The sequence below is a fragment of the Mesorhizobium sp. P160927 genome (assembly GCF_057766385.1).
On sequence record NZ_JBYMDW010000001.1, the window covers coordinates 2,234,059 to 2,260,037 of the forward strand.

Annotated in this window: 24 protein-coding genes and 4 pseudogenes; 22 read left to right on the top strand and 6 right to left on the bottom strand. The window is 60.9% G+C overall.

Annotation, left to right across the window (positions count from 1 at the left end; all coding sequences use genetic code 11):
• Window positions 1-47: 47 nt before the first annotated feature.
• A pseudogene (locus AC3CB8_RS10885) lies at window positions 48-210 on the top strand (LysR family transcriptional regulator); the annotation flags it as partial.
• On the opposite strand, the gene AC3CB8_RS10890 reads toward AC3CB8_RS10885, so the two are convergent.
• Window positions 197-1,402 carry a beta-ketoacyl-[acyl-carrier-protein] synthase family protein gene (locus tag AC3CB8_RS10890; RefSeq protein ID WP_352553917.1) on the bottom strand — a complete coding sequence of 402 codons (1,206 nt, stop codon included), beginning with the start codon at window positions 1,400-1,402 and terminating at the stop codon, window positions 197-199. The pseudogene AC3CB8_RS10885 and the gene AC3CB8_RS10890 overlap by 14 nt on opposite strands.
• On the bottom strand, window positions 1,403-1,678 hold the full coding sequence (locus tag AC3CB8_RS10895; RefSeq protein ID WP_352553915.1) for an acyl carrier protein: 276 nt from the start codon (window positions 1,676-1,678) through the stop codon (window positions 1,403-1,405).
• A gap of 575 nt (window positions 1,679-2,253) precedes the next feature.
• On the opposite strand from AC3CB8_RS10895, the pseudogene AC3CB8_RS10900 reads away from it, so the two are divergent.
• Both AC3CB8_RS10900 and AC3CB8_RS10905 read left to right on the top strand, forming a co-directional pair.
• A pseudogene (locus tag AC3CB8_RS10900) lies at window positions 2,254-2,346 on the top strand (LysR family transcriptional regulator); the annotation flags it as partial.
• Window positions 2,347-2,443: 97 nt separating this feature from the next.
• Window positions 2,444-3,761 (top strand): annotated as a pseudogene (locus AC3CB8_RS10905) (IS1380 family transposase).
• 244 nt (window positions 3,762-4,005) lie between these two features.
• Here the strand turns inward: AC3CB8_RS10905 and AC3CB8_RS10910 are convergent.
• Both AC3CB8_RS10910 and AC3CB8_RS10915 read right to left on the bottom strand, forming a co-directional pair.
• The gene (locus AC3CB8_RS10910; protein WP_023685557.1) at window positions 4,006-4,170 is read right to left on the bottom strand and encodes a hypothetical protein; all 165 of its coding nucleotides are present in this window, start codon (window positions 4,168-4,170) and stop codon (window positions 4,006-4,008) included.
• Between the two features lie 56 nt (window positions 4,171-4,226).
• Complete coding sequence (locus AC3CB8_RS10915; RefSeq protein ID WP_352596231.1) at window positions 4,227-4,616, bottom strand: hypothetical protein; 390 nt, start codon at window positions 4,614-4,616, stop codon at window positions 4,227-4,229.
• A gap of 555 nt (window positions 4,617-5,171) precedes the next feature.
• Between AC3CB8_RS10915 and queC the strand changes: the two genes are divergently transcribed.
• From queC to queE, 3 genes are read left to right on the top strand one after another with little or no spacing between them, the layout of a single operon-like run.
• Window positions 5,172-5,870, top strand: coding sequence for a 7-cyano-7-deazaguanine synthase QueC (gene queC, locus AC3CB8_RS10920; RefSeq protein WP_352515443.1), 699 nt, complete (start codon window positions 5,172-5,174; stop codon window positions 5,868-5,870).
• Entirely contained in the window at window positions 5,870-6,226 is a 357-nt protein-coding gene (gene queD, locus AC3CB8_RS10925; RefSeq protein ID WP_352726726.1) for a 6-carboxytetrahydropterin synthase QueD, read from the top strand. Before queC ends, queD begins: the two co-directional genes overlap by 1 nt.
• Entirely contained in the window at window positions 6,223-6,957 is a 735-nt protein-coding gene (gene queE, locus AC3CB8_RS10930) for a 7-carboxy-7-deazaguanine synthase QueE (RefSeq protein WP_352726733.1), read from the top strand. Before queD ends, queE begins: the two co-directional genes overlap by 4 nt.
• Window positions 6,958-7,194: 237 nt before the next feature.
• Here the strand turns inward: queE and hemN are convergent, their stop codons facing one another.
• The gene (gene hemN / locus AC3CB8_RS10935) at window positions 7,195-8,544 is read right to left on the bottom strand and encodes an oxygen-independent coproporphyrinogen III oxidase (RefSeq protein WP_352676399.1); all 1,350 of its coding nucleotides are present in this window, start codon (window positions 8,542-8,544) and stop codon (window positions 7,195-7,197) included.
• 154 nt (window positions 8,545-8,698) lie between these two features.
• Between hemN and AC3CB8_RS10940 the strand changes: the two genes are divergently transcribed.
• The 13 genes and pseudogenes from AC3CB8_RS10940 (at window position 8,699) to AC3CB8_RS11000 (ending at window position 22,853) form a co-directional block, all read left to right on the top strand.
• Entirely contained in the window at window positions 8,699-9,448 is a 750-nt protein-coding gene (locus AC3CB8_RS10940; RefSeq protein WP_352596226.1) for a Crp/Fnr family transcriptional regulator, read from the top strand.
• Between the two features lie 550 nt (window positions 9,449-9,998).
• On the top strand, window positions 9,999-11,609 hold the full coding sequence (ccoN, locus tag AC3CB8_RS10945; RefSeq protein WP_352550292.1) for a cytochrome-c oxidase, cbb3-type subunit I: 1,611 nt from the start codon (window positions 9,999-10,001) through the stop codon (window positions 11,607-11,609).
• 11 nt (window positions 11,610-11,620) lie between these two features.
• Entirely contained in the window at window positions 11,621-12,352 is a 732-nt protein-coding gene (gene ccoO, locus AC3CB8_RS10950) for a cytochrome-c oxidase, cbb3-type subunit II (protein ID WP_352515440.1), read from the top strand.
• A gap of 11 nt (window positions 12,353-12,363) precedes the next feature.
• Window positions 12,364-12,513 carry a CcoQ/FixQ family Cbb3-type cytochrome c oxidase assembly chaperone gene (locus AC3CB8_RS10955; protein ID WP_023766610.1) on the top strand — a complete coding sequence of 50 codons (150 nt, stop codon included), beginning with the start codon at window positions 12,364-12,366 and terminating at the stop codon, window positions 12,511-12,513.
• A gap of 2 nt (window positions 12,514-12,515) precedes the next feature.
• Entirely contained in the window at window positions 12,516-13,379 is an 864-nt protein-coding gene (gene ccoP, locus AC3CB8_RS10960) for a cytochrome-c oxidase, cbb3-type subunit III (protein ID WP_352596220.1), read from the top strand.
• A 128-nt stretch (window positions 13,380-13,507) separates the two neighbouring features.
• Window positions 13,508-15,067, top strand: a complete 1,560-nt coding sequence (gene ccoG / locus AC3CB8_RS10965) for a cytochrome c oxidase accessory protein CcoG (protein WP_352596217.1) — start codon at window positions 13,508-13,510, stop codon at window positions 15,065-15,067.
• On the top strand, window positions 15,064-15,561 hold the full coding sequence (locus tag AC3CB8_RS10970) for a FixH family protein (protein WP_352550295.1): 498 nt from the start codon (window positions 15,064-15,066) through the stop codon (window positions 15,559-15,561). The genes ccoG and AC3CB8_RS10970 overlap by 4 nt, the downstream gene beginning before the upstream one ends.
• The gene (locus tag AC3CB8_RS10975; protein ID WP_352679289.1) at window positions 15,558-17,846 is read left to right on the top strand and encodes a cation-translocating P-type ATPase; all 2,289 of its coding nucleotides are present in this window, start codon (window positions 15,558-15,560) and stop codon (window positions 17,844-17,846) included. The genes AC3CB8_RS10970 and AC3CB8_RS10975 overlap by 4 nt, the downstream gene beginning before the upstream one ends.
• The gene (gene ccoS / locus AC3CB8_RS10980; RefSeq protein ID WP_352550297.1) at window positions 17,843-18,013 is read left to right on the top strand and encodes a cbb3-type cytochrome oxidase assembly protein CcoS; all 171 of its coding nucleotides are present in this window, start codon (window positions 17,843-17,845) and stop codon (window positions 18,011-18,013) included. The genes AC3CB8_RS10975 and ccoS (AC3CB8_RS10980) overlap by 4 nt, the downstream gene beginning before the upstream one ends.
• Window positions 18,014-18,079: 66 nt before the next feature.
• The gene (locus AC3CB8_RS10985; protein ID WP_352676382.1) at window positions 18,080-18,778 is read left to right on the top strand and encodes a CBS domain-containing protein; all 699 of its coding nucleotides are present in this window, start codon (window positions 18,080-18,082) and stop codon (window positions 18,776-18,778) included.
• A 193-nt stretch (window positions 18,779-18,971) separates the two neighbouring features.
• A pseudogene (gene ccoS / locus AC3CB8_RS10990) lies at window positions 18,972-19,064 on the top strand (cbb3-type cytochrome oxidase assembly protein CcoS); the annotation flags it as partial.
• Between the two features lie 402 nt (window positions 19,065-19,466).
• Complete coding sequence (gene ubiM / locus AC3CB8_RS10995) at window positions 19,467-20,648, top strand: 5-demethoxyubiquinol-8 5-hydroxylase UbiM (protein ID WP_352550299.1); 1,182 nt, start codon at window positions 19,467-19,469, stop codon at window positions 20,646-20,648.
• Window positions 20,649-20,942: 294 nt separating this feature from the next.
• Window positions 20,943-22,853 (top strand): putative bifunctional diguanylate cyclase/phosphodiesterase, encoded by a 1,911-nt coding sequence (locus AC3CB8_RS11000; protein WP_352550300.1) that lies wholly within the window; start codon window positions 20,943-20,945, stop codon window positions 22,851-22,853.
• Window positions 22,854-22,947: 94 nt separating this feature from the next.
• Here the strand turns inward: AC3CB8_RS11000 and AC3CB8_RS11005 are convergent, their stop codons facing one another.
• On the bottom strand, window positions 22,948-23,229 hold the full coding sequence (locus AC3CB8_RS11005) for a DNA -binding domain-containing protein (protein ID WP_081731037.1): 282 nt from the start codon (window positions 23,227-23,229) through the stop codon (window positions 22,948-22,950).
• A 104-nt stretch (window positions 23,230-23,333) separates the two neighbouring features.
• Between AC3CB8_RS11005 and AC3CB8_RS11010 the strand changes: the two genes are divergently transcribed.
• The 3 genes from AC3CB8_RS11010 to AC3CB8_RS11020 all read left to right on the top strand — a co-directional run bounded on the left by AC3CB8_RS11010 (window position 23,334) and on the right by AC3CB8_RS11020 (window position 25,528).
• Window positions 23,334-23,567 carry a helix-turn-helix domain-containing protein gene (locus AC3CB8_RS11010; protein ID WP_023735803.1) on the top strand — a complete coding sequence of 78 codons (234 nt, stop codon included), beginning with the start codon at window positions 23,334-23,336 and terminating at the stop codon, window positions 23,565-23,567.
• Window positions 23,568-24,087: 520 nt separating this feature from the next.
• A complete protein-coding gene (locus AC3CB8_RS11015; protein WP_352726724.1) occupies window positions 24,088-25,050 on the top strand; it encodes an ArdC family protein in 963 nt (320 codons plus the stop codon).
• Between the two features lie 262 nt (window positions 25,051-25,312).
• Complete coding sequence (locus AC3CB8_RS11020; protein ID WP_352550302.1) at window positions 25,313-25,528, top strand: hypothetical protein; 216 nt, start codon at window positions 25,313-25,315, stop codon at window positions 25,526-25,528.
• Window positions 25,529-25,979: the final 451 nt, after the last annotated feature.

A 25,979-nucleotide genomic window follows, 5' to 3' on the forward strand; every position in this document is an offset into this window, starting at 1 on the left:
TACCTTTTACGGGGCGGCGGTACGTCCAAGCCGCTTCAACAGTTAAGAATTTCGCAAAGACGATACCCCGGATCGTCGAGCTTCCGCTGCACTTCCCGCATTCGCCGAGCCGGTCAATGACCCGCCCTTCACAATAGTTATCCGGCAAGCATCTGGATGCGAGAGATAATGTTGCCGGAGGCATCTCTCATGGCTTCTACACCTGCCTGAACGCCAGAACCGCGTTCGTGCCGCCAAAGGCGAAGGAGTTGCTCAGTGCCACCCGCACCTTGCGCTCGCGTGCCACATTGGGCGTGACGTCGAGATCGCAATCGGGGTCCAGCTCACGATAATTGGCAGTCGGCGGCACGACGCTCTCGCGGATAGCCATCACGCAGGCGATCAACTCGAGCGCGCCGGACGCGCCGAGGCAATGCGCGTGCATGGACTTGGTAGAAGAAATGGACATTGAGAAGGCGTGCTGACCGAAGACGCGCTTGATCGCCGCCGTCTCGATCTGGTCGTTGGCCTTTGTGCCGGTGCCGTGCGCGTTGAGATAGTCGACATCCTCGGCGTCCAGCCTGGCATCGGCAAGGCAGGCCCGCATTGCTGCCTCCGGCCCCTCGACAGTCGGCGCGACGATGTCGGACGCATCGGCGGAAAGGCCGGCACCGGCAATTTCGGCAAGGATGGTGGCGCCCCGAGCCAGGGCATGCTCGTAGCTTTCCAGCACCGCCATGCCGGCGCCTTCACCAAGCGATAGGCCCTGGCGATCGGCCGAGAATGGCCGGCAAGCATCGGGCGAAAGCACGCGGATCGCTTCCCATGCCTTCAGCACACCCCATATGAGCGGCGCTTCGCTGCCGCCGGCAAGCATCACGTCGGCCCGGCCGTGCCTGATCTGGTCCACCGCGCAGGCAATCGCATGGTTTGCCGAGGAACAGGCGGACGTGACGCCGAAGACCGGCCCGCGCAGGCCGAGACTCATGCTGACCTGGCCGGCAGCGGCACCCGGCATCGCCTTGGGTACAGTCAAGAGAGCGGCACGCTTACCGCCCAGAAGGATGGCGCGGTAGGTTTGCTCGATCGCATCCCACCCGCAGCCGCCAACGCCCACCGTCGCACCGAAGCGATAGCTATTTCCCTCTTTGGAGGAAAGTCCGGCCTGACGCATGGCTTCGCGCGCCGCAAGCACAGCGAGCAGGCTGAAGCGGTCCATGGAGATGAGTTGCTTGCCGTCGATGTCATGCTCCGGCAGCGCCTTGATCTCGGCACCGATCCTGACCCTCAATTCATGGAGCTCGGAGTTGACGATTGGGCCGATGGCGGAGCGGCCTTCTCGCATCTCTGTCCAAATGGCGGCGGCGTTGGTCCCAAGCCCGCAAATCCCGCCAATCCCAGTAATCACGACGCGCCTGTCCATTCACACCCCCTTAGCGAGCAAGGTGCGCACGGCTTCCACCATGTCCCCAACATTCTGGAGATCCGACCATGCGTCGGCCGTATTCATCTCGATCTCGATGCCGTAGGCCTGCTCCAGGTCCCAGAGAACGTCCGCCAATCCCAGTGAATCGATACCGAGCGAAGTCAGTTTCGTGGCAGCCGTTATTTCGTCGCCTGTGGCAGGCGCTATGCCGCCCTCCGACGCGGCGCGCTTCTTGATCATGTCGACTATTTCGTTGGCGAGTTGATCTGCCATCTTGTTCCTTTCCAGCTTGCGTTTTCGGCGTCGTTCAAAACCCGAGTCGCGTCGCGTTGCCAAGATTGCCCCTCATAGAGCCTGTGCGACCGACCAAGCCCAATGCCCATAGGAACCGGACGAGTTCCGGCTTCTGCGGCGTCAGCCCGATGACGAAGAAAAGTCGCCGGCCTCCCGCTTTTGCGCCAGCACATCAAGAATCTGCGTGTAAATGGACAGGAACCGTCGTCAAACGTCAGCTAAACGCTGCGACGGTGGGTGCTGTCAGCGTATTCACTCGGCACCTCATATGTAATCGAGATGTTTCATAGCTCCGGACCAGCTGCGATCAACTATTGTACCGGTCCGCCATTCGTCGGAGAGTTCGACATGATCGGAGCGCTGCCTCTCATTCCCAGTACAATCCCCACCGCACGCGACAGATTTCCTATTTCGGGCTCTTCTCAAGGGACTCGCCACGCGATAGAGGCAGTGATCGGCGCACGTGAGGTCCTGCCAGGTCCATGCGACATTCCGGAAAATTGGTAAAATCGTTTGTTTCAATCGAATTCATCCACGCCATGGATAGCTAAGACATGCGTTTCAAAGGGCTCGATCTCGTCGTTCTCGACGCGCTGCTGAGCGAGCGCGGCCTCGCGGCGGCGGCACGCCGCATCAACCTAACCAAATTCATGGGGGTTGGTGGATGTGGCGCAACCCGTTGAAATGACCTAGGATTTTGGTTGCTTAAGCCGATCCGAAAATTTCCCGGAGACCACACCCACCATGAACGATCTTGCGCTGCCGCTGAGCGGTTTGTCATCAGTCGGCGGCAAGTCCGTCGTCGCCCGTTTCGACGGCGGCATGCTGTCGTCCAACAGCGGCATTCTGGCCTTGGCCGAGGTGGAAGTTGGGGGTGGCCGAGCGTCTGGCGCGTTGCATCGACGATCCGCGCTGCCCGGACCAGGTCGTCCACAGCCTGGCGGACATGATCGGCTTTCGCATGAAGATGATCGCCGCCGGCTACGAGACGGCAACGACGCCAACCGGCTGCGCCGCGATCCGGTCTTCAAGATGGCCCAGGATGCGCTGCCGTCGGGTCGGGATCTGGCGTCGCAATCGACGCTGTGCCGGCTGGAGAACCTACCCGGCGTGCGGGAGTTGGTCGCGATGGGACGGGGGATGGTCGATCTCTATTGCGCCTCGTTCCGGCAGGTGCCGAAGCGGATCGTACTCGACATTGACGACACCTTCGACGCTGTGCACGGAGGCCAACAGCCTCGCCTGTTCAATGCCCACCATGACGAGTACGGCTTCCAGCCGATCGTCGTGTTCGATGGTGCGGGACGGTTCGTCAGCGCGATCCTGCGAGCGGCCAAGCGGCCGAGTGGGGCTGAGATCCGCCCCGACCTGCGCCGTCTGGTGCGGGCGATCCGGATCAGGCCGAACATTTGAATCCTGCTCCGCGGCGATAGCCATTATTGCAACCCGCAGGTCATCGACTGGTGCTGCGCCAACGACGTCGACTTCATCTTTGGCTTCGCGCCCACCACGACCCTGCGCAAGCATGTCGCGGATCTGGAGGCCAGCACGACAGCACGCTTCGAAGCGTCGGCCAAGACAGGAGGTCCGCATGTTCAAGGAGCTCGTTGACGGCCCCGCCAGCTGGAGCCGGGTCGAGCGCATCATCGCGCGGGTCGAGGTCGGGCCCAAGGTGGCGATACCCGCTTCATCGTCACCAACCTTGCAGGTGGCAAGGCCAAGGCGCTCTACGAGAATGTCTACTATCGGCGCGGCGCGGCCGAGAACCACGTCAAGCCGTAGAAGACGCATCTCGCCGCCAGCCGCACCTCCTGCACAGAGCGACGGCTTCCGGCTGTTTCTGCATGCCGGCGCCTACTGGCTCATGTGGGCTTGCGCGCCGCGATGCCGAAAGCCTCGAGCTTTGCAGTCGCCCAATTCGAGATGCTGCGACTGCGCCTCATCAAGATCGCCGCGCGTGGTCGAGATGAAAACCCAAATCCGCCTGCACCTGCCGACATCCTGCCCGGACCAGCGCATCCTGCGCATCGTCCTCAGTCGCATCCCGCGACTCGCGACATGAACGGTGGGGCGCAGACCTCCCGAAACAAACCCGCTGATCGCAACCTGCAAACCCCCGCCTGCCATCACGACGGAGCAATCCCGGCGCCTGACGAGGCGCGTGGAAAAGCACCGCAACGGCGACCACAGCGTCGCTTCAGGCCGTCAAAAGCTTATCGCCCTGCATCAAGGCGGCTAGACTAGATGGCAACGAGGCTTATGCCGCCCGTGCATCGCAGCCAACATATGCATGAGGGGTCGTCCCTTCAAAATACTTGATACATTTGCGCTTGCGTAGCTCCTTGCATGCGCTCGATGCCAGGAGGAGACCTCTGTTCTAAACGCTCGCATCGATGCAACGCCGTTGACACCATCATCGCGGCGACCGCTTTGCCGCGGCCGCCGCAGCCCTTTTCGAGCATGACGATCATGCCGGCGCCATCGCAGTGATGCACTTGCAAATTCAGAGATGCATTCTGGCCAAATGCTAGGTGCCCAGCATATGTCCGGCATCCCGCAACGCCGCTACGAAGAGACGGGCATTGCCGTTGGCATCCATCTTGGCCTGCATCGACAGGGGCATCCTGTGCCAGCTCTCCAAGGCCGCAATGTAATGTGAGAACATACCGTTAACGATGCAATAGTGGGTAACTAGGCCGTGTCCGTCTAACGCCAGCACGCCGAATTGGCCGCCGTGATATCGGATGGCTGAGACCCGCTGGACCTGCGCGTCACCGTCGATCCGCACGTCGAAAAGCAGGATGCCGCGGCTCCTGGTGGCTATCTCGGCGGCTTTTTCAGCGAAGCTCAATGAGAGCGAGCGGACGCTTTCGACTGCCATCTGTAAAACCATCAAGTTCAGTTCATCCACTGCCATAAGGTACCTGTGCGCAAGACATGGGTGATTGCAATCGACCACACCGCTTGTTCACAGATGTCGGCTCACGATATTCAGGGTTCGCCGGTCATCCATTGAGGGCGTGCTCATCAAAATGATCCTGAAGTGGAATGCGCTGCATCTACGAAACGCGAGGAGCAGGCCAGCCAAAGCTGTCGCGACAATTGATCTCATGATCCATCCCGATATCTGGATTTCGGCATCGCTGAACATCCCTGGTAAGTGAGCTGTTTGCGGCAAGCCCATCTCGGCTTTGTACCCCGAAACCGTTGCAATGGCGTCGCTCGGCGCTCGGGACCGCCGGGCTCTGCTCGTCGAGAACTTTGCCCCGAGAAGCGTTCGACTTTGAGCATTCCGCTCAAGGGTGACGTCTCGCCAGTCCGTGTCCTTGCAGCTCACCGCGAAGGCTTTTTGCGCATCGCACGCAAGCGCACGAATTGGTCTCCGTTCACTTCACAAAATGGTTTTCCTGAAGTACTGGAGCGCAGAGAAATCTCCGGTCGCAGCCTACCCGGTTAAAACAAGGACCCAACGATGAAGACTCTCGTCGTCTGCTCCGGCGGATTGGATTCCGTTACTCTTGCCCACAAGGTGGCAGCGGAGCACCAGCTTACCGGCCTGCTATCGTTCGATTACGGCCAACGGCATAGGAAGGAATTGGGCTTCGCCACCCTTTGCGCGGAGCGCCTGAGTGTTCCGCAGCGAATCATCGATATCCACGAGATCGGCGGCGGCCTTTCCGGCTCCGCGCTGACCGACAATGTGGACGTGCCCGACGGGCACTATGCCGAAGACACGATGAAGATAACGGTGGTGCCCAACCGGAACGCCATCATGTTGGCCATTGCCTTCGGCCTCGCCGCAGCGCAAGACGCTGACGCAGTGGCGACGGCCGTGCATGGTGGGGATCACGTTGTCTATCCCGATTGCCGTCCGGCCTTCATCGACGCTTTCCAGATGATGCAGGACCACGCGCTCGACGGCTACGCGCAGATTCGCCTTTATGCACCCTATGTGAACCTGACGAAGGCGGACATTGTTACGGATGGAGCCACATACGGCACGCCGTTTGCGCAGACCTGGTCCTGTTACAAGGGCGCCGAGCGTCATTGCGGGAGGTGCGGGACCTGCGTCGAGCGGCGTGAGGCGTTTCACATCGCTGGGCACCCGGACCCAACCGAGTATGAGGACTCCGACTTCTGGCTCGGAGCGCTGCGAAGGACCACCGCGTAATGTTCCGCATCACCAAGGAATTCCACTTCTCAGCCTCGCATCAGCTCACCTCATTGCCACCCGATCACCAATGCGCGCGCCTGCACGGACATAACTACATCGTCGAAGTGGAGCTTTCAGCGGATGGACTGGACGATCACGGCTTCGTGCGCGACTACCACGACTTGGCGCCATTCAAACGCTACATCGACGAGAGCTTCGACCACCGACATCTCAACGACGTGCTGGGACACGAGCAAGTCACGGCGGAATATCTGACCAGACATTTCTACGACTGGTGCAAGGCACGCCTGAGCGAAACCGCGGCCGTGCGGGTGAGCGAAACGCCGAAAACCTGGGCGGAATACCGGCCATGACGAATACTCATCCCGCAATCCGCGTTAGCGAGATTTTCGGGCCGACGATCCAGGGCGAGGGCGTGCTCATAGGTTTGCCGACGATCTTCGTCAGAACCGGCGGGTGTGACTATCGCTGTTCCTGGTGCGACAGCCTCCATGCTGTGGACAATCAATTCCGCCATGAATGGGAGATGATGTCCGTTGGCGCGGTGTGGAAAAATGTGCTTGCCCTTTCCGGTGGCCGCCCGCTGATGGTGTCGCTATCAGGCGGCAATCCGGCCATCCAGCCGCTCGGCGCGCTCATCGACCGGGGCCATGGTGACGGTTACCGTTTTGCCCTGGAAACCCAAGGGTCGCTTGCCAGGGACTGGTTTGCGCGGCTTGACGTGCTGATCCTCAGCCCAAAGCCGCCGTCAAGCCAAATGACGACAGATTGGGCCGCTGTCGAGGCGTGCCTCCAGGCGGCACAAGGCAAGCCCCAAGTCGTGCTCAAGCTCATTGTTTTCGACGAAAGGGACTACACCTACGCGAAAGACGCGGCTGCGCAATTTCCGCAACTTCCGATCTATCTGCAGCCCGGCAATCACACGCCGCCACACCCCACAAATGATGACGCGCCTGTCGACCTTGACGGAATATTGAAGCGCATGGAGTGGCTGGTTGACAGCGTGACCCGCGACAGATGGTTCGAGGCCCGCGTGCTACCGCAGCTGCACGTTCTGCTCTGGGGTAACAAGAGAGCCGTCTAAGCCAGGCCCTTTCCACTGGAACTGCGCCGGCAGAATTCGGGTGAACGGGTGGTTCAGGTCGAAGGGAGCTGTCGCCGACAACCATGATCTGACAGGCAGGGCTCGAGCGGACGATATCGTCGCTGCGCCAAGACGCGTCTGGTCCGCTCCGAATCTTGTCTCGATACGACGGTCGCCGATCAACAAACGTACCGCGGTCCATGATCGACTGAGAGGCATGACCGTTCCTCTGAGTGCTCAGACTGCCGCCGAGTGCCTGGCCGTTCCAGCTTCGAAATATTTGTCGAACCTGGCCGCGATGCTTCGGACGAAAGGGCGACTTTCAGCCGGCACAACGAATCTGTCGCCATCAAGTTCAAGCAATCGAACCGGATCGTGGAGGGCCATGGAACTTGACTGAAGGAGGAGCCTCTGGCCGGCCTCGCCGAAGCGTTCCACCAGATCGATGGCCGAGAAGGCGAAGTCGCACATCAAACGTTCGATGATCCAGCCGCGAACGCGGTCGTCGTTGGAAAGTGCGATACCCCGAACAGCGGCCAGCCCGCCGTCATCAACCGTGCATCGATATTCGCTGGTCGAAGGCATGTTCTGCGCATAGCCCTGCCGAAACTGGCTGATGGACGATGGGCCTAGCCCAATCAAGGTTTCGCAGCAATCGTCGGTGTAACCCTGAAAGTTCCGGTGCAGTGTTCCGGCGCGGGCTGCAAGGGCCAGGGCATCGCCGGGTTTGGCGAAATGGTCGAGGCCGATTGCTTCGTACCCCTGGTCCACGATCGCCCGCGCCGCCAGTTGCGATTGAGCAAATCTCTCCGCGGGACCGGGCAGCCATGCCTCGTCTATCATCGTCTGATGTTTCTTGAACCACGGTACATGGGCGTAGCCAAAAAGCGCTATCCTGTCCGGCTCCAGGGTCAGTGCCTGCGCGACCGTTGAGGAAACGCTCGCCTTGGTCTGGTGCGGCAGGCCGTAGAGCAGGTCTAGATTGACGGATTCGACGCCGCGCGAACGAACACCGTCGACTACCGCTTTGGTCTGCAAAAAGCTCTGCTCGCGGTTGATTGCCTTCTGAACCTTCGGATCGAAGTCCTGGACGCCGAGGCTCGCACGAGTCATGCCGATTTCGGCAAGCGCATCGAGGCGGGCTTCATCCATATCGTTGGGTTCGATTTCAACGCTGATCTTGGCGCCGGGAAGAAAGCCGAAGCTGTTGCGCAGGGCGGTTCCCAGCGCCACCATATCTTCGGGTTTGAGCATGGTCGGCGAACCGCCACCGAAATGGACGGCACGGACGCGACCCTTGCCTGCGACAAGACTGGCGACGGTGGCGATCTCGGCATGCAGTGAGCGCAGATATGTGGTCACCGGTTCGTAATGGCGTGTCTGCTTGGTATGGCAGGCACAGAACCAGCAAAGCTTGTCGCAGTAAGGGATGTGCAGATAGAGCGAGATCTCGTCACCACCGCCGAGCGCTTGCAGCCAGCCACGACAAACGGCAGCATCAACGCCTGGATGGAAATGCGGCGCGGTCGGGTAGCTCGTGTAGCGCGGGACGTTCTCGCCAAATCTGGCAACTAGCTTTTGTCGCATGTCGTGGTCCACCGTGTTTGCGTCGCCCGAACTGTGGATGTTTGGATGAGCCTAAGCCCTGATTTCGATCAACCTTCAGCACGGACAAACTGCCGCAAGGATTTTTCTACCGTGGATTGCTATCCTGCCAGCACTGGACCGGTAGAGCGATCGAATGACATTAAGGCAGGATATTCACAGTTCCGGCATTCCCGTTCTTTGCCTGCCTTGCGAGGCACGGCGCCGCGGTGTCTGTGGCGCGCTCGAGCCAGACGATTTGGCTCAGCTCGCCAAGACGTCGTCGCGGCACAATATCGAGCCGGGGGTCGAACTGATCGGCGACGCCGAGGCGGTCGACTGTTATTCAAACGTGCTTTCAGGCGTGGTGAAGCTCACGAAGAGCCTTTCGGACGGCCGCCAGCAGATCGTCGGTCTGCAGTTCGCGCCGGATTTTCTGGGACGGCCCTTCAAGATAAAAAGTGTGATCAATGCGGAAGCGGCAACAGCTGTCTCGCTATGCTCGTTTCCGAGAGCGGCCATTGAACGGATGATGAAGCAGTCACCGGAATTTGTGCATCGTCTGCTCAAGCAGGCGCTGAACGAACTCGACGAGGCACGCGAATGGATGGTGACTCTGGGGCGCAAGACCGCACCAGAGAAGGTGGCGAGCTTTCTCCTCATGATTGCCCGGAACATCGACTCCAATGTTGACCCGGCGGCTAGGTCGGCGTGCTTCGAGCTGCCGATGACGCGTGCCGACATTTCTGATTTCCTTGGAATCACAAACGAGACCGTGAGCCGTCAGCTGACCAGCCTGAGAATGGACGGCGTGATTCGGATCGAGAACAACCGCCGTGTCACCGTGGACAGCATGAGCCGGCTGGAACGGCGCTGCGGCGGCCGAGGCGCAACTGCCGTTGAATGACACGAAGCTGCATGGCCCCCGTCACTTACTTCGTTCCGGGCAGGGCATGCTCGCGTTGGGCTCAGAAGAAGTCGCGTAGCGACAGCCCGTTCTCCATCCGATCTATGCGCCAGTTGCGTTTCGGCTCGTCGGCGAAGCATCCACACTTGGCCGAAGTCAATACGCCTCATACGCAGGGGAAAATCGCCGTCTCCCCAAACCATGAATGTCACGAAGGCAGCGCAACTCTGGCGCTGGCTGTTCCAAGGCATTGAAACGATCGACGTTCGGTAAGGCATCGGCCTGCTTTCCAGCGTCGCAGAAGGTGCGCTCCCCCACACGCCCGCGATCGCCTCCGTACCCGGGGCCCGACCGGGGACGCCGGGCCTGTCCATAAACGGGCGGCCGGTGCTGCGCTGCCACATTCGATCGCCACAGTCTGATCGCACCGAACTCGATGCTGCTCGAGCAAAATGGTGCGGCTCTGACATGGATCAGGGCGAGCAGGCCACGGCTGCGCAATAAGGCACCGCAGTTTGGCGTCCGCCGGAATTGGAAATCGGGGCTTGCGATGAAATTCGGCAAAGAAATTGTGCTTCTAAGCCTGTTCGCATTCGCGGCTTTGGTGGCGGCTGGCGCTGGGGTGGATGAACCCTTTCGCCAGCACATGTGGGTCTTGTTCCTCGCCTTGGCTGGCTTCACTGCGATCCTACTGCGCAGCACTGAGTTCAAGCCTGCCGCGCCGATCGACCCGTCCGCTTACATGGACGGGCCAATCCGCTATGGCGCCATCGCCACCATGTTCTGGGGTGTCATCGGCATGCTTGTCGGCGTGGTCATCGCGCTGCAGCTTGCCTATCCCGACCTCAACATCCAGCCCTGGTTCAACTTTGGCCGTTTGCGGCCTCTGCACACCTCGGGCGTCGTCTTCGCCTTCGGCGGCAACGCATTGCTTTGCACGTCTCTCTATGTCGTCCAACGCACCTGCCGCGCTCGGCTGTTCGGTGGCGACCTCGCTTGGTTCGTATTCTGGGGCTACCAGCTCTTCATCGTCATGGCCGCGACCGGTTACCTGCTCGGCATCACCGAGAGCCGCGAATACGCGGAACCCGAATGGTATGTGGACATCTGGCTGACCATCGTCTGGGTCGCCTATCTCATCCTGTTCCTCGGCACCATCCTGAAGCGCAAGGAACCCCACATCTACGTCGCCAACTGGTTCTACCTGTCCTTCATCGTCACCATCGCGATGCTGCATGTGATCAACAACCTGTCGATGCCGGCTTCATTTCGGGGTTCCAAGAGTTACTCCGCGTTTTCCGGGGTCCAGGATGCCCTGACGCAATGGTGGTATGGCCACAACGCCGTGGGCTTCTTCCTCACAGCCGGCTTTCTCGGCATGATGTATTATTTCGTGCCCAAGCAGGCCAACCGGCCCGTCTATTCCTACCGCCTGTCGATCGTCCATTTCTGGGCAATCATCTTTCTCTACATCTGGGCTGGACCCCATCATTTGCACTACACCGCCTTGCCCGATTGGGCGCAGACGCTCGGCATGGTGTTCTCGATCATGCTGTGGATGCCGTCATGGGGCGGCATGATCAACGGCCTGATGACGCTGTCGGGCGCCTGGGACAAGCTGCGCACCGATCCCGTCATCCGCATGATGGTGATGGCCATCGCCTTCTACGGCATGTCGACCTTCGAAGGCCCGATGATGTCGATCAAGACGGTCAACTCGTTGTCGCACTACACCGACTGGACCATCGGACACGTCCATTCGGGCGCACTCGGCTGGGTCGGCATGATCTCGTTTGGCGCAATCTACTTCATGGTGCCGAGACTCTGGAACCGTGAACGCCTCTATTCGCTCAGGCTCGTCACCTGGCACTTCTGGCTGGCGACGCTCGGCATCGTCGTCTACGCCGCGGTGATGTGGGTGTCCGGCATCATGCAGGGCCTGATGTGGCGCGAATACGACGAACAGGGCTTCCTGGTCTACTCCTTCGCCGAAACCGTGGCAGCCATGCACCCCTACTATGTCATGCGTGCCATCGGCGGAGCCATGTACCTCTCCGGCGCCCTCATCATGGCCTGGAACATCACAATGACCATCCTCGGCTACCGGCGCGAGGAGGATCCGATGCCGCGCTCCACTCCCGCCCTCCAGCTTGCGCGATGATGAGACAGAAAATGAGGTTGATGAACAGACACGCACTGATCGAGAAGAACGCTACACTTCTTCTCCTCGGGTCGCTGCTGGTCGTGACAATCGGCGGCATCGTCGAGATCGCACCGCTCTTCTATCTCGACAACACGATCGAGAAGGTCGAAGGCATGCGACCTTACTCACCGCTCGAACTTGCCGGGCGCAACATCTATGTCCGCGAGGGTTGCTACCTCTGCCACAGCCAGATGATCAGGCCGTTCCGTGACGAGGTTGAGCGCTACGGCCACTACAGCCTGGCGGCCGAGTCGATGTACGATCATCCCTTCCAGTGGGGATCGAAGCGTACCGGACCGGACCTCGCTCGTGTGGGCGACCGCTATTCCAACCTGTGGCACGTGGATCACCTGACAGATCCACGGTCCGTGGTGCCGGAATCGATCATGCCGAGCTATGCCTTCCTGAAGGACAAGCCGATCGCGGTGAAGGACTTCTCGACGCATCTGGTCGCAAACAGGCGTGTCGGTGCCCCTTACACCGATGACATGATCGCGCATGCTAACGCCGATCTGATGACGCAGGCTGATCCCAACGCTGACACGTCCGGCCTCGAGGCGCGCTATCGCAAGGCCAAGATCGGGGATTTCGACGGCAATCCGCAGCAGGTGACGGAGATGGACGCGCTGGTAGCGTATCTCCAGATGCTGGGCACGCTCGTCGATTTCAAGAACTACGATGAGACCGCCGGTTACCGCTGAGGACAATGGCGATGACGTACAATTTCATGCGGGAGTTTGCCGACAGCTGGGGCCTACTTGCCATGGCTCTTTTCTTCATCGGATCCGTTGCCTTTGCACTTCGTCCCGGCAGCCGCAGGCAAGCCGGCGAAGCAGCTCAAATTCCTCTGAAGGAGGACTGATCATGAGCAGCGATCACATTGACGAGGTTTCCGGCATCTCGACGACCGGTCATGAGTGGGACGGCATTCGCGAGCTCAACAACCCGCTTCCGCGCTGGTGGGTCTGGACGTTCTACATCACCATAGTCTGGGCGATCGGCTACACCATCGCCTATCCGGCATGGCCTCTGCTGCACACGGCAACCAAGGGTGTGCTCGGCTATTCCAGCCGCAACGATGTCGGGAACGAGTTGTCCAAGGCTGAAGCCGCCAAGGGCAAATATGTCGCCGCGATAGAAGCGAAAAGTGTTTCGGAGATCGCGGCGGACGACACGCTGCGCGAATTTGCCGTCGCCGCCGGCGGTGCCGCGTTCAAGCTCAATTGCGTGCAGTGCCATGGTTCCGGCGCCCAAGGCTCAAAGGGCTTCCCCAACCTCAATGACGACGACTGGCTGTGGGGCGGCAAGGCGGAGCAGATTCAGCAGACGATCACGCATGGCATCCGCTTCGCCTCCGATCCGGATACGCGCCTGTCGGAAATGCCGGCCTTTGCCGACATCATCACCGCCGACCAGATCCAACAGGTCAGCGCCTACGCCGCCAGTCTGTCGGGGGCCGTCAGCGATCAGGCATTGGTCGCGTCGGGCGCAAGGGTCTTTGCCGAAAATTGCGTCGCCTGTCATGGCGACAATGCAAAAGGCAACAAGGAACTCGGCGCTCCAGATCTGACCGACGCCATCTGGCTCTACGGGTCAGGCGAAGCGGCCATCGCCGCCCAGGTAACCGCACCGAAACACGGCGTGATGCCGGCTTGGGGCGCGCGCCTCGGCGAGATCAAGGTCAAGGAACTGGCGGTCTACATCCATTCGCTTGGCGGCGGAGAATAGGAAAGAAGCCTATTCTCGTCCTCCCCCTCCCGCCAAGCGACGAGGCCCGGCGCAAGCCGGGCCTCGGCATCATCCAGAACCGATGAGTCGGCTTCCGGCGAAATCGTCGCTGGTGACTGGAGCTTCTCGTGCTTGATAACACGCAAATAGAACGGATCGAACCTACGCCGGTCAACTCCGCCAAGGTGCGCCAGCCAATGTATGCCGCGCGCAAGAAGATCTTCCCAAAGCGGGCTTCGGGCAGCTTTCGCCAGTTCAAATGGCTGGTGATGGCGGTCACGCTTGGCATCTACTATCTGACGCCGTGGCTGCGCTGGGACCGTGGCCCTTTTGCTCCGGATCAGGCGGTGCTGCTGGATGTCGCCAACCGGCGCTTCTATTTCTTCTTCATCGAGATATGGCCGCAGGAATTTTACTATGTGGCAGGCCTTCTGGTCATGGCCGGCGTTGGACTCTTCCTGATCACATCGACTGTCGGCCGTGCCTGGTGCGGCTACACATGCCCACAGACCGTATGGGTCGATCTGTTCCTGGTGTTGGAGCGGGCCATCGAAGGCGATCGTAATGCTCGTATCAAGCTCGATGCCAGTCCCTGGACCGCCCGCAAGCTGGCGCTACGGGTGTCGAAACACGCCATCTGGCTGGTCATAGGCGCGCTGACCGGTGGCGCCTGGATCTTTTATTTCGCCGATGCGCCAACGCTGCTCGGCCAACTCTTCACGGGCACGGCAGCGCCTGTCGCCTACATCACCGTCGCCGTGCTGACGGCGACGACCTACACGTTCGGCGGACTGATGCGCGAGCAGGTCTGCACCTATATGTGCCCCTGGCCGCGCATCCAGGCAGCCATGCTCGACGAGAATTCCCTGACAGTCACCTACAATGACTGGCGCGGCGAACCGCGCACGCGTCATGCCAAGAAGGTCCAGGCCGCAGGGCAGCCAGTTGGCGATTGCGTCGACTGCAATGCCTGCGTCGCTGTCTGTCCGATGGGGATCGACATTCGCGATGGCCAGCAGCTCGAATGCATCACCTGCGCGCTCTGCATCGACGCTTGCGACGGCGTCATGGACAAGCTCGGCAAGGAGCGCGGGCTGATCTCCTATGCGACGCTCTCCGACTATAACGCCAACATGATGCTGGCGACCGCGGGCGGCGCCAGTCCGGTCAATCCGTCGCTGGTCAGAACGGACGACGGCCTGTTTTCCGAAAAGGTGGCGCATTTCCATATCCGCAAGATCTTTCGGCCGCGCACCTACGTGTACATGGCTATGTGGTCGCTGATCGGCCTGGGCCTGCTCTATTCGCTGCTGACGCGCGATCGGCTCGAGATCAATGTCTTGCACGACCGCAACCCGCAATTCGTGAAGCTGTCCGACGGCTCCATCCGCAATGGCTACACCGTCAAGCTGCTGAACATGATCCCCGAACCAAGAACGATCATCGTCACTATAGGGGGCTTGCCAGGCGCAGAGATGAGCATCGTTGGTGTCGACCTCCCCGCCGATCGCTCTTTTGCGATCCAGGTCGAACCCGACCGGCTGAAGATGTTGAAGGTTTTCGTGCGCCTGCCTGCCGATCAGATTCATGGCCAGGCGCAGACCTTCACACTCCGTGTCGAGGACAAAGCGAGTTTCGAATCGAACGAATACACCGCCACATTCAACGCGCCGGAGATCGCCAGATGAACGCCACCACGCGAAAATCCCGGGAATTCACCGGCAGGCACATGTTGGCCATCATCCTTGCCTTCTTCGGCGTGGTCATCGCGGTCAATCTGACGATGGCGACGCTCGCCAACACAAGCTGGACCGGCCTCGTTGTCGAAAACACCTATGTGGCGAGCCAGCAATTCAACAGGAAGGCCGAGGAAGGGCGCGCGCAGGCAGCCCTCGGCTGGACCGGCAAGCTGACCATCGCAGGGGGCGAAGTCCGCTACAGCCTCACCGACGCCGCCGGCAAGCCGGTTTCTTTGCATGGCGTGAAGGTGCTGTTTCGCCATCCCGCTTACGAGAAAGAGGATGAGTCCATCAAGCTCGCCCTCGCCTCGGGCCAGGAGTTTGCAGCCCAACACATGCCAAGGGATGGAGTGTGGATCGTTGAAATCGACGCCGATGCCGGCCTGGCAAGATCTTATCGCGATGTGCGCAGGATCATGATCTCCCATGGAGCGCTCAAATGAGTTGTTGTGCACCTGGTGCTGAAATGGCGTTGGATCTGGACACGGGCACATCCGTCCTGCCTTCCAGCCAGGAAGTCAGGCTTGCAAGCCGATCGCTTGGCGATGGTCTCCATCAAACTGATCTTTCGGTCCCGACGGTTCATTGCGGCGCCTGCATCCAGACGATTGAGACGGCGTTGGGAAAACTTGATCATGTCGAGGCCGCACGCGTCAACCTGTCAACGAAGCGGGTCTCGGTCCGATGGCGCGGGGGCGAGGTTCCGCCATTGGTCGCCGTGCTGGGGCGGCTCGGCTACCAGGCGCATTTGTTCGAAGCCGACACCGATACAAAGGACAAGACGCTGTCGGAGCTCATCCGCGCCGTCGCTGTTGCCGGCTTTGCGGCAGGCAACATCATGCTGCTCTCGGTATCGGTCTGGTCCGGCGCCGAAGGTGCGACCCGCGACCTGTTCCACTGGGTCTCGGCGCTGATCGCCATACCCGCACTCGCCTTCGCCGGCGGCATCTTCTTCAAGTCGGCCTGGAATGCACTGCGCCACGGCCGCATGAACATGGACGTGCCGATCGCGGTCGGCGTGTCGCTGGCCTACGCCATGAGCCTATATGAGACGATCACCCATGGCGACCACGCCTATTTCGACGCATCGGTGTCGCTGCTGTTCTTCCTTCTGATCGGCCGCACGCTGGATCACGTGATGCGCGAACGCGCCCGCACCGCCGTCAAGGGCCTCTCACAGCTCGCCGCGCGTGGCGCCATGGTGCTGCGCGGCGATGGCGCACGCGACTATCTGCCGGTGGGCGAGATCGAACAGGGCATGCTGCTGCTGATTGCGGCCGGCGAAAGGATCCCCGTCGATGGCAAGATCGCGCGCGGGACATCGGACGTGGACTGCTCTCTGGTCTCGGGCGAGAGCAAGCCCAGAAGCGTGGCGCCAGATGATACCGTGCAGGCCGGCGTACTCAACCTCACCGGCCCGCTGACGATCAAAGCCACAGCTGCCGCAAAGGATTCGTTCCTGGCGGAAATGGTTCGGCTGATGGAAGCCGCGGAGGGCGGCCGCGCGCATTACCGCCGGATCGCCGATCGCGTGTCGGCACTCTACGCGCCCGTGGTTCATCTCACCGCCTTCGTGACGTTCCTGGGCTGGATGGCGGTGACTGGCGACTGGCACCGGGCGATGACGATCGCCATCGCTGTTCTCATCATCACGTGCCCCTGCGCGCTTGGCCTCGCCGTTCCAATCGTTCAGGTGGTGGCCGCACGGCGCCTGTTTGAAAGCGGCATCATGGTCAAGGACGGCTCGGCCATGGAGCGCCTGGCAACGATCGATACAGCCGTGTTCGACAAGACCGGAACGCTCACGCTTGGCCAGCCCAGGCTCGTCAACACGTCGTCGATCAATCCCGCCATGCTGGCAATCGCTGCCGACTTGGCCGCGCATTCGCGTCATCCATATTCAAAGGCCATTGCCAGCTTTGCCGTCAGCAGCAGCCAGCACAAATTCGACGCGGTGACCGAGCACCCGGGTTTCGGGATCGAAGCCACAGCCGCCGGTAGCACCTGGCGGCTGGGTAGACGCGGATGGGCTGGCTGGAAGGCACGAACCGGCGGCGAAGGCAAACATGGCTACGGCGGGACGGTTCTGACGAAAGACGGGATCATCGTCGCGACCTTCCATTTCGAGGATGCGCTGCGCGTCGATACCAGGGCAGCCATCGATCAACTGCACAACGCTGGTATGAGCGTGGAGATGCTGTCGGGCGACACCGCGAAAGCCTGCGCAGAGGTTGCGGACGCGCTTGGTGTCGATCACTTCGTTCCCTGCCTGCTGCCGTCCGGCAAGGTTGAACGCATCGAGAGCCTGGCGAGAGACGGGCACAAGGTTGTGATGGTTGGCGATGGGCTCAACGACACACCAGCGCTGAGCGCCGCGCATGTCTCGATCGCACCCGCCACGGCCGCCGACATTGGCCGCAATAGAGCCGACTTCGTTTTTCTGCGCGAAAGCCTCTTGGCGATCCCGCTGGCGCTGGACGTGTCGCGCAAGGCGGGAAGCCTGATCCGACAGAACATAACAATTGCGACCGTTTACAATGCTGTGGCCGTGCCGATCGCCATTCTGGGTCATGTTACGCCTCTGATCGCGGCGGTCGCGATGTCTGCCTCGTCATTGCTTGTGATTGGAAATGCGATGCGTCTGCAAGGCATCGCAACGGGTGCGTCGTCCGAAACTGCGCGGCAGGACAGGCCCGCGCGGGCCGGCGCCTTGGCCCGATCCTCATGACGACGCTCGCCTATCTCATTCCGGTGGCGCTGTTCCTTGGCGCACTCGGCCTGTCCGGCTTCCTGTGGGCGTTGAGAAGCGGCCAGTACGAGGATCTCGATGGCGCGGCGGAGCGCATTCTCACCGACAGCGACGACGGCGCGGAGAATGCCACTCGTTCCAAGTGACTCAGATCAACGCGCCGCGGGTCGGGATGTCCTATCGTCGTCCGACGAAAGATCAGGAGGGTGAGGATGCAAGCCGAAGCCATCATGACGAAGTCAGTCATCACGACGGATACGAACGCGACGATCGCCGAAGCGGCCGAGCTCATGATTTCAAACAAAGTCAGCTGCCTCCCGGTAACGGACAGCGACGGTGCCCTGGTTGGCATTGTAAGCAAAAGCGACTTCTTGCGCCGAGAGGAACTTGGGACCCAGCGTGTGCGTCCGCGCTGGCTGGAGTTTGATCTTGGCCCGGGCACAGTCGCCGAAGACTATGCGCGCTCGAACGGACGGATCATCCATCAGGTGATGACCACACCCGTAATCTCGGCGCCTCCTGGCGCCTCGATTGCAGATATTGTCGACCTGATGATGCAACATCGCATCAACAATGTGCCGATTGTCGATCGGGACAGGGTCGTCGGCATCATCACGCGAACTGATTTGCTGCTTGTCCTGATCCGCGCCATGCCGAAACAGGGCACCACTCCACCCGATGACGACCGTATCCGCAAGGCTATCCTTGCCGAACTGCAGTCACAAACCTGGAGCGGTGGTGACTTGATCGATGTGAGGGTCAGCGACGGCGTCGTCGAACTGAAGGGGACGATTGTCGACGAGCGTCAACGGAAGGCAGCGATCGTTGCGGCTGAGAAGGTTGCCGGCGTCGGGCAAGTCAAGGACGGCCTCCTCCTCAGTACGGATCCGTTCTCGGTGAGCGTTTCGTAGCTGCGAAAAAAGCGGGCACGCGGAGCAGAGTCCCTTTGGTTCTGCTCCCTTCCACATCACTTTACATGAGGCCTTCGGCGAGTTCCTCCGGCGTATAGCGCCGTCATGGTTGGCGAGCACGCTGTCGGCAGCAAGACGCCCGTCCTGACGGAAATGCGATGGCCGCTGCCTGTTTTGGTGGGGCTTGGACCGGGGCTTCCTGTGGACCTTGAAGAGCGGCCAATACGAAGATCTTGACGGCTCCGCCGAGCGGGTCCTTACCGATCGGGAAGATCCGCGAGGCTGAACCGGCTGGCGACGCCAACGACTGTGCGGATGCTGGTCGTCAGTCGACCTAGTCTTCGCTGGCGATTGCCCGCGTCATGACGATACGGCGCGCGTGCGAAGAACGGATCAGCCAATATACGTTGCCGAACCTTTGGCCAGGAGGGGCACGCCGGTTCGGAAGCCGACCATTCAGAATGCCCAGACATGCAGACCTTTTCACGGCAATCGACCACTCGACCGTGAACCTCGAGCCTGGTTGATCCAGATCAGCGTCATCTCTTCAACGGCGTGGTTTCATTGACCCGTCTCTGAACGGAGAACGCATGTCTATCGACGCTGGGGAGATGAGCGGCAAACCGTGGGTGATTGCGATGCTTCAAGAGCGCTTCGTATCGCAGATAGCCGCTATGGCGGCACGCTGATGGCCGGCTCTGTGGAAACATTCGACATCATTGTCGTCGGAGCTGGGCCGGTCGGGCTTGCCTTCGCAGCATCGCTCGCCCGGAGCCAACTCAAGGTGGCAGTGGTTGAACGGCAGTCGCTCGACAGCCTGGCGAATCCGGCTTTCGACGGTCGCGAGATCGCGCTGACCCACGCATCAGTGAGAATCCTGCGCGAGCTCGGCGCCTGGGACGCCATCCCCGCATCGGACAAATCACCGCTTCATGGCGCGCGCGTGCTCAACGGATCGAGCCCTTTCGCCCTGTGCTTCGATGCTCTCAGCCGATCTGGGGAACCACTCGGATTTCTGGTCCCAAATTGTCAGATCCGCGATGCCCTGTTCAAAATTGTCTACTTCCAGGACCATGCCCGGCTGCTGTGCGGCAACTCGGTCGTCAATGCAACAAATAGCGAAGACGAGGCGGTCATAACGCTTTCTGATGGCAGGCAATTGGCCGCTCGGCTGCTCGTCGCAGCGGATTCGCGTTTGTCCGCGATGCGCGACCTGCTCGGCATTGGCGCAAACATCCATCCGCTTGGCCACTCCATGCTGATTTGCCGAGTGAGGCACGAGCGCTTCCATCACCAGATCGCGGTCGAATGGTTCGACCACCATCAGACCATCGCGATGTTGCCGCTCATGGGAGGCGTGTCGTCGCTGCTTCTGACTTTGCGCTCAAGTGAGGCCGACAGACTGTTTGCTCTCGATGACGAATTGTTCCTCATGGAATTGATGAACCGGTGTCGAGGACGTCTCGGAGAGATGACCCTGGCAAGCACCCGCCATGCCTATCCGCTGGTCACGACCTGGGCGCACAAGTTCTCGGCTCCGAGTGCGGCACTGATCGGAGACGCTGCCATCGGCATGCACCCGGTGACCGCGCATGGCTTCAACATCGGCCTCAGCGGCCAGAAGCAACTCGCTCATAAAATACTGACAGCATGTCGCACCCGCCGCGACATTGCCGATCCCGACATGCTCGGCAGATACGAAAGCCGGCTGCGGCTGTCGGCGGCGCCGCTCTATCACGCCACCAACATGCTTGTGGGTCTTTACTCAAGCGAGCACCCGGCGGCACGGCTTGCAAGAGATGCTGGGCTCCGCTTTGCCCAACATCTTCCCTTTGTCCGCCGTGGCATTTCGGCCATGCTCAGGCGGTGAATCGCACAGAGCGCTGCCGCTCTGGAACGCTGTCTCGGCGAAGCTTCCTTGTCTTGCTGGCGCGCGTCGTCGCGGGGCAAGGCTGTCTCCTGGTGACGTTGCCGATCATGGCATGATTCGGATCAAGGCACGCGCGCGGGCGAAGCCTTGATGATTCGGCAATGCTAAGCCAAAGGTGTGACCCGAAGCATGGTGAGCGCACTGGTTACCCTCGCTGGGTAGTTAACCCGTCCTTCAGTGGGCTTGCATAGGTTTGGTCCTCGCGAACAACGACGCAAGCAAGCTGGTCCATTCATGGCACCCCTAAAGGAAGAAGAATCGCTGGAGGCCAAAATCCGTCAGGATCAGCTTGCTGACCTGAGGGCCGGGCTCTTCGTGTCGATGCCGATAAGCGCGATCCTGTCAGGCCTGATTTGCGCGGTGCAGGCCCTTTCTGGCGGCGGCTTTGCCGCTGCAAGCTGGTTCCTGGTCGTCAATGCGCTAAATGCCGCCCGGCTTGCACTCGCCCGTTTTCAGCTAAAGGAAACGGGGCGCCATCAGGATTTGCTTGGCGTTTTGCCGCGCCTTCGCATGTTTGGCGTCCTTGCCCTTCTGGCAGGGTTTGCCTGGTCCTTCCCGGCCGTGCTGACTGTTGGATACACAACACCACAAGCACCGATGCATCTGGTCATACTGGCCGGCATTTCAGCTGGTGCGGTTACATATGGCAGTTCGTATGCCGCGGCGGCGACCAGCTTCATCACACCTCCACTCCTCATCACGGTGGCGTGCCTTTTGGCGAAAGGCAATTTTGAACGCTACATTCTGGCTTCCACCGTTCTGCTCTTCATGGGCGGCTTGGTCCGAGCTTCGTTTGTTGGGCAGGCGCGCTTCCGCGAAGCAAGCCGCCTGAGACATGAGGCAGAGCGATTTGCGTCGGAAATGGAGCGCAACTCCAGGGAGGACCATCTGACCGCCCTTCTCAACAGGCGGGGCCTCGAACACGCCATCGGTCGGTTCAAGACCGCGGATGGCCCCTTCGTGGCAATGCTGATTGATCTGGACGGCTTTAAATCTGTCAACGACACCTACGGTCACAGGACCGGTGATGAACTGCTTGTCATGATCGCCCGCCGCATAGAGCAGGAAGCACCCGAAGGCTCAACGCTCGCTCGTATCGGCGGCGATGAATTCGTGCTGGTTTTTCCCTCAACGAGAGCTTCGCTTTCTGCCAGTGATCTCGCCTCCAATATCATAGCCAAAATTGCTCGCCCCTATATCGAGGTCGCGTCCGTGCGGGTCGGGGCATCGATAGGGATATACTTGGCGCAGACGCCGAGCCTGACTGAAATGTTGTTGCGGGCGGATATCGCCCTGTATACGGCCAAGCGCCATGGCAGGAACGAATTTTGCCTGTTCGATGCCGAACTCGACAGGGAACTGCAACGTCGCCAGTCCATCGAACGGGATCTTCATTCGGCGATAAAGACGGGACAATTGCAACCTTGGTTCCAGCCGATCGTGAAACTCGAAACCGAGACCGTGGTCGGTTTTGAAGCCTTGCTGAGATGGTGCCATCCGACGCATGGTGCCATCTCTCCACCCGAAATAATCACAGCCGCACGCGAAACCGGAATGCTTCAGCTGCTGACGCAAACCGTATTCGCCGACTGTTGTGCTTTTATCGACGGCTTGGTGAAGGCTGACTGTCGTAACATTCGTGTGGCGATGAATGTTTCCCCTCGCGAACTGGAAGCCGGCGATATCGACGACATGGTTCTGCATGGTCTGGCGGCAAGAGGCCTGCCTGCGACGATGTTCGAAATCGAGATTACCGAAGAATCGCCGGTGGACCCGGACAGAGTGGATGAAAAGCTCGGACGGCTTTCACATGCCGGTATTTCCATCGCGCTCGATGACTTCGGCACCGGCTTTTCTACCTTGGCATCTCTGAAGGACCGTCGGATACGCAAGGTGAAAATAGACCAGGGCTTCATTCGCGGCTTGGCCAAGTCCCGAGAGGACCGACTGCTTGTCAAATCGGTCATCGAACTCGGTGAGATGCTCGGGATCGAGGTCATGGCCGAGGGCGTCGAAACAGAGGCGGATCGGCAAACCCTGCACAAGCTTGGCTGCCGAACCGCTCAAGGCTTCCTCTTCTCCAAGGCTGTGCCTTTGATGCAAGCACTGGAAATGGCAGTCAAACAGCACGCGAACCAGTTGTGACCGCTCCCGCCGCGCCGGCTGTCGCGGCCGTGCGCTGCCGAATTTGGCTACAGAGACTTGCCTGCTCGAAACACGTGGCAGTGGGCGTTGTGCATCAGCCGGCGAACAGTTCCTTGTAGCCGGTCGTCACCATCCAGTTCGCACGGTCGATATGGCTGCGAAGAGCTTTGCGGGCGCGGACCGGGTCAATGGACGGGTCGATGCCGAGAATGCGCTCGGCCATCTCCTTTTCGCTGGCATTGTCGGCGCAGGCATCCAGGATCCGCAGGTAGATTGTGAAATGCTCCCTGTCGTAGCTCGTGAGGTTCTCCGACCAGGGGACTTCATCGCTCAAAGTTGAGCTTCGAGTCTCATCTGTTCCCATTGGTCCATTCATGCCTGCGAACCTCGCCTGTGAGCGCACGCAGTATATCCCAAAATGGGATAATCCGAAACCGGGATTAGTCGCTGATCCGGTCTTTACCCGACCGGTTCGCCTCCATGCCCAAATCCCTTCGATCGCCCCGCCACCAGCGGTTTCTGGCCCAGCTGGTTTCGCTGCGCAAGGCCAAAGGCCTGACCCAGGAGCAGCTGGCTGACAAGCTTGGTCGTCCCCAATCCTTCGTGGCCAAGTACGAGGGCGCAGAGCGGCGTCTGGACGTCATCGAGTTTCTCGACATAACTGCGGCCATTGACGCTGATCCGTGCGAGATTCTGTCCAGCCTCCGGTCCTAGCGGGCGCGCCGCATCTATCATGATCCGGACAGGAATATTGTCTAGGACAATGCCAAGCGCTGGTTTTCGGAGGAAGCCGCGCGCACGGCGGCGGTGCCTGTGGGTTCTCGACGTAACTGCGCCGCCTGACCATGTGCGAAAAAAATGGCTGCGCCCGCGCGCCTGACGACGCGCACCAGGTGCTCGTGAACCGAGCCCGCTTTTCTTCGGCAAGCTCAGGCGGTCTCGGCCATTCGGCTTCGCCCCTTGGCGTGGGCAGCCCTTCGGGCTGTGACGGCCGCCGCCCTTGCGGGCGGCGCGGTTTGTCTGTTGGCCTTTCCCGGCGGCGCGGGGTGGGCGGCACTCCCTTCTAGGCCCGCTGCGGCAGCCCGCAACCCTTCGCGTGCCGGTCAGGGTCCTCCTCTTCGTTCCGGTCCTTCGGATGCGGTCCGCCTACCACGGCGGGCCTTTCCGGTCGCGACTCGCCGCCCACCCCGCTTCCGGGGAAAGGCGCGGCGATTGGTGAGCGGAGGATGAAACGATGCATGCAAACAGCAAGCGTACCACCAGCGGAGAGGCTGGCGCAGGCAAGGGCAGGCGCCCGGGCGCCAGCCTCTATCAGGAGATCACAGACCGCATCATTGCCGAGCTGGAGCGCGGTACCGTGCCATGGGTCAAGCCATGGGGCAGCGCAAAAGCAGGCCTTGGCCAGCCGAGGAATGCGTCCACGGGGCGCAGCTATTCCGGCATCAATATCCTCATCCTGTGGGGCGCCGTCATCGAGCGCAGCTATCCCAGCCAGAATTGGCTGACCTTCCGGCAGGCGCTTGCCCTGGGCGGCAATGTCAGGAAAGGCGAGCGCGGCACGACCATCGTGCATGCCGACCGCTTTGTCCCCAAGGACGAGAAGGAGCGCGCACGCCACGAGGGCGATGCACCACAGGCCGTGCCTTTTCTGAAGCGCTTCACCGTCTTCAATGTCGCGCAGTGCGACAGTCTTCCGGAACCCCTCCATGCCCCCGCCGAGCCGCTGCCTCAGTGCGAGATCGTGCCGCAGGCCGAAACCCTGATTCGCGCCAGCGGTGCGGATTTCAGGGTCGGCGGCGATCGCGCTTTCTACATGCCGGGCAGCGACCACATTCAGGTGCCGCCGCAGCCAGCGTTCCATCAGCAGATCGACTATTACCGGACCTGCTTTCACGAGCTTGGCCACTGGACCGGCCACCCGACGCGGCTTGCTCGCGACCTCTCCGGCTCGTTCGGCTCCAAGGCCTACGCGCGTGAAGAATTGGTCGCCGAAATCACTGCCGCCTTCGTCTGCAGCAATCTCGGCATCGAGCCGACCGTGCGTCACGCCGATTACATCGGCTCATGGCTGAAGGTGCTGCGCGAGGACAACCGCGCTATATTCCGTGCCGCCAGCCTCGCTTCGAAGGCCGCCGATTTCCTGCTTGGCCTTCAGGCCGATGCCGAAGGCGAGGCGCAAGAAGGGATTGCGGCATGACGATGCACCATGCTCAACTGGCCGACGCCGCAAAGCGAGCAGATGCCCATTTCTGACGGCGCCGGAACTCACCGGCCCGATGCTGAACTATGCCGATCTGCATCGCCAAGGTGCGCCCCGAGCCGCAGCGCGCAGCCAACGAGACAGTGACTGCCAGCCTTGCCGGCTGCAAGGCTGACGCCGCATTCGGCAATATGCGGCACAAGCTGTTGGCCTGCCCGGTGGTGGCCAGCGGCAATCGCGATCCCTTGCTGCCGCCGGCATGTTCGCGCGCAAGGTGGGCGCTTGGCGACGACAATATCGTGCGCGTCGTCGGCATATGGCGGCAACCGGACAATGGCGTTTCGATCGCTTGCGCGACAAGGAAATCGCCGATTCGATGCTCGCCGAAATCGGCGGCAAGCATGGCGCGGACAGCAGTTTCGCCTGGAAGGTCCGCGGCTTCCTGGTGGCGAGAATGGCCGCCGCCTCAAGTTGAGGCCTGGCTGCCGCGCTGGATCAAATTCCCGGCCGAAAGCTGCCCAGCCGCGTGGCCTTCCTATTCGCCGATCTGTGCGCAAGGAAGCAGTCGCTGTTCGTGGCGAATAGTCGATCAGGGCCCGAGCGGCGTTTTCTCGAGTACTGCCGCTAAGGACGCGCGCCGCTCCGGGCCGCGCCGGCTCCGATTGATCGTCTTGCCGAGCTAGTGCCGCGTGCGAGAAATTCCAACGCCAATTCGCCCCCATTTCGGCAGCCCGCACCGGCCCGAATTGCTTGCTGAGGCGCCAGGCGCGTGGGTCCAATTGCCAATCCGATTGCCGAGAGAGCCCGCGCCGCCGGCCCCCCGCATATTGCCGCCTGCTCGTTGTGCCCCCGATCGCGCAACCTGTCTCCATTGTGTCTCAGGGACCATTCCCCTGCGCCTGGCTTGACGACCTATGGGCGGATCC

Excerpts from the sequence above, each read along its gene's own strand:
- AC3CB8_RS10915 (WP_352596231.1), bottom strand. The coding sequence starts at position 4,616 with ATGGCAGTGGATGAACTGAACTTGATGGTTTTACAGATGGCAGTCGAA.
- ubiM (WP_352550299.1), top strand. The coding sequence starts at position 19,467 with ATGGCCGGCTCTGTGGAAACATTCGACATCATTGTCGTCGGAGCTGGG.
- ccoN (WP_352550292.1), top strand. The coding sequence starts at position 9,999 with ATGAAATTCGGCAAAGAAATTGTGCTTCTAAGCCTGTTCGCATTCGCG.
- AC3CB8_RS10895 (WP_352553915.1), bottom strand. The coding sequence starts at position 1,678 with ATGGCAGATCAACTCGCCAACGAAATAGTCGACATGATCAAGAAGCGC.
- AC3CB8_RS11020 (WP_352550302.1), top strand. The coding sequence starts at position 25,313 with ATGTTCGCGCGCAAGGTGGGCGCTTGGCGACGACAATATCGTGCGCGT.
- AC3CB8_RS10940 (WP_352596226.1), top strand. The coding sequence starts at position 8,699 with ATGACATTAAGGCAGGATATTCACAGTTCCGGCATTCCCGTTCTTTGC.
- AC3CB8_RS10955 (WP_023766610.1), top strand. The coding sequence starts at position 12,364 with ATGACGTACAATTTCATGCGGGAGTTTGCCGACAGCTGGGGCCTACTT.
- ccoS (WP_352550297.1), top strand. The coding sequence starts at position 17,843 with ATGACGACGCTCGCCTATCTCATTCCGGTGGCGCTGTTCCTTGGCGCA.
- AC3CB8_RS11000 (WP_352550300.1), top strand. The coding sequence starts at position 20,943 with ATGGCACCCCTAAAGGAAGAAGAATCGCTGGAGGCCAAAATCCGTCAG.
- AC3CB8_RS10970 (WP_352550295.1), top strand. The coding sequence starts at position 15,064 with ATGAACGCCACCACGCGAAAATCCCGGGAATTCACCGGCAGGCACATG.
- AC3CB8_RS10890 (WP_352553917.1), bottom strand. The coding sequence starts at position 1,402 with ATGGACAGGCGCGTCGTGATTACTGGGATTGGCGGGATTTGCGGGCTT.
- ccoO (WP_352515440.1), top strand. The coding sequence starts at position 11,621 with ATGAGGTTGATGAACAGACACGCACTGATCGAGAAGAACGCTACACTT.
- ccoP (WP_352596220.1), top strand. The coding sequence starts at position 12,516 with ATGAGCAGCGATCACATTGACGAGGTTTCCGGCATCTCGACGACCGGT.
- queE (WP_352726733.1), top strand. The coding sequence starts at position 6,223 with ATGACGAATACTCATCCCGCAATCCGCGTTAGCGAGATTTTCGGGCCG.
- AC3CB8_RS11005 (WP_081731037.1), bottom strand. The coding sequence starts at position 23,229 with ATGAATGGACCAATGGGAACAGATGAGACTCGAAGCTCAACTTTGAGC.
- AC3CB8_RS11010 (WP_023735803.1), top strand. The coding sequence starts at position 23,334 with ATGCCCAAATCCCTTCGATCGCCCCGCCACCAGCGGTTTCTGGCCCAG.
- AC3CB8_RS10910 (WP_023685557.1), bottom strand. The coding sequence starts at position 4,170 with ATGATCGTCATGCTCGAAAAGGGCTGCGGCGGCCGCGGCAAAGCGGTC.
- AC3CB8_RS10985 (WP_352676382.1), top strand. The coding sequence starts at position 18,080 with ATGCAAGCCGAAGCCATCATGACGAAGTCAGTCATCACGACGGATACG.
- hemN (WP_352676399.1), bottom strand. The coding sequence starts at position 8,544 with ATGCGACAAAAGCTAGTTGCCAGATTTGGCGAGAACGTCCCGCGCTAC.
- AC3CB8_RS11015 (WP_352726724.1), top strand. The coding sequence starts at position 24,088 with ATGCATGCAAACAGCAAGCGTACCACCAGCGGAGAGGCTGGCGCAGGC.
- queC (WP_352515443.1), top strand. The coding sequence starts at position 5,172 with ATGAAGACTCTCGTCGTCTGCTCCGGCGGATTGGATTCCGTTACTCTT.
- queD (WP_352726726.1), top strand. The coding sequence starts at position 5,870 with ATGTTCCGCATCACCAAGGAATTCCACTTCTCAGCCTCGCATCAGCTC.
- AC3CB8_RS10975 (WP_352679289.1), top strand. The coding sequence starts at position 15,558 with ATGAGTTGTTGTGCACCTGGTGCTGAAATGGCGTTGGATCTGGACACG.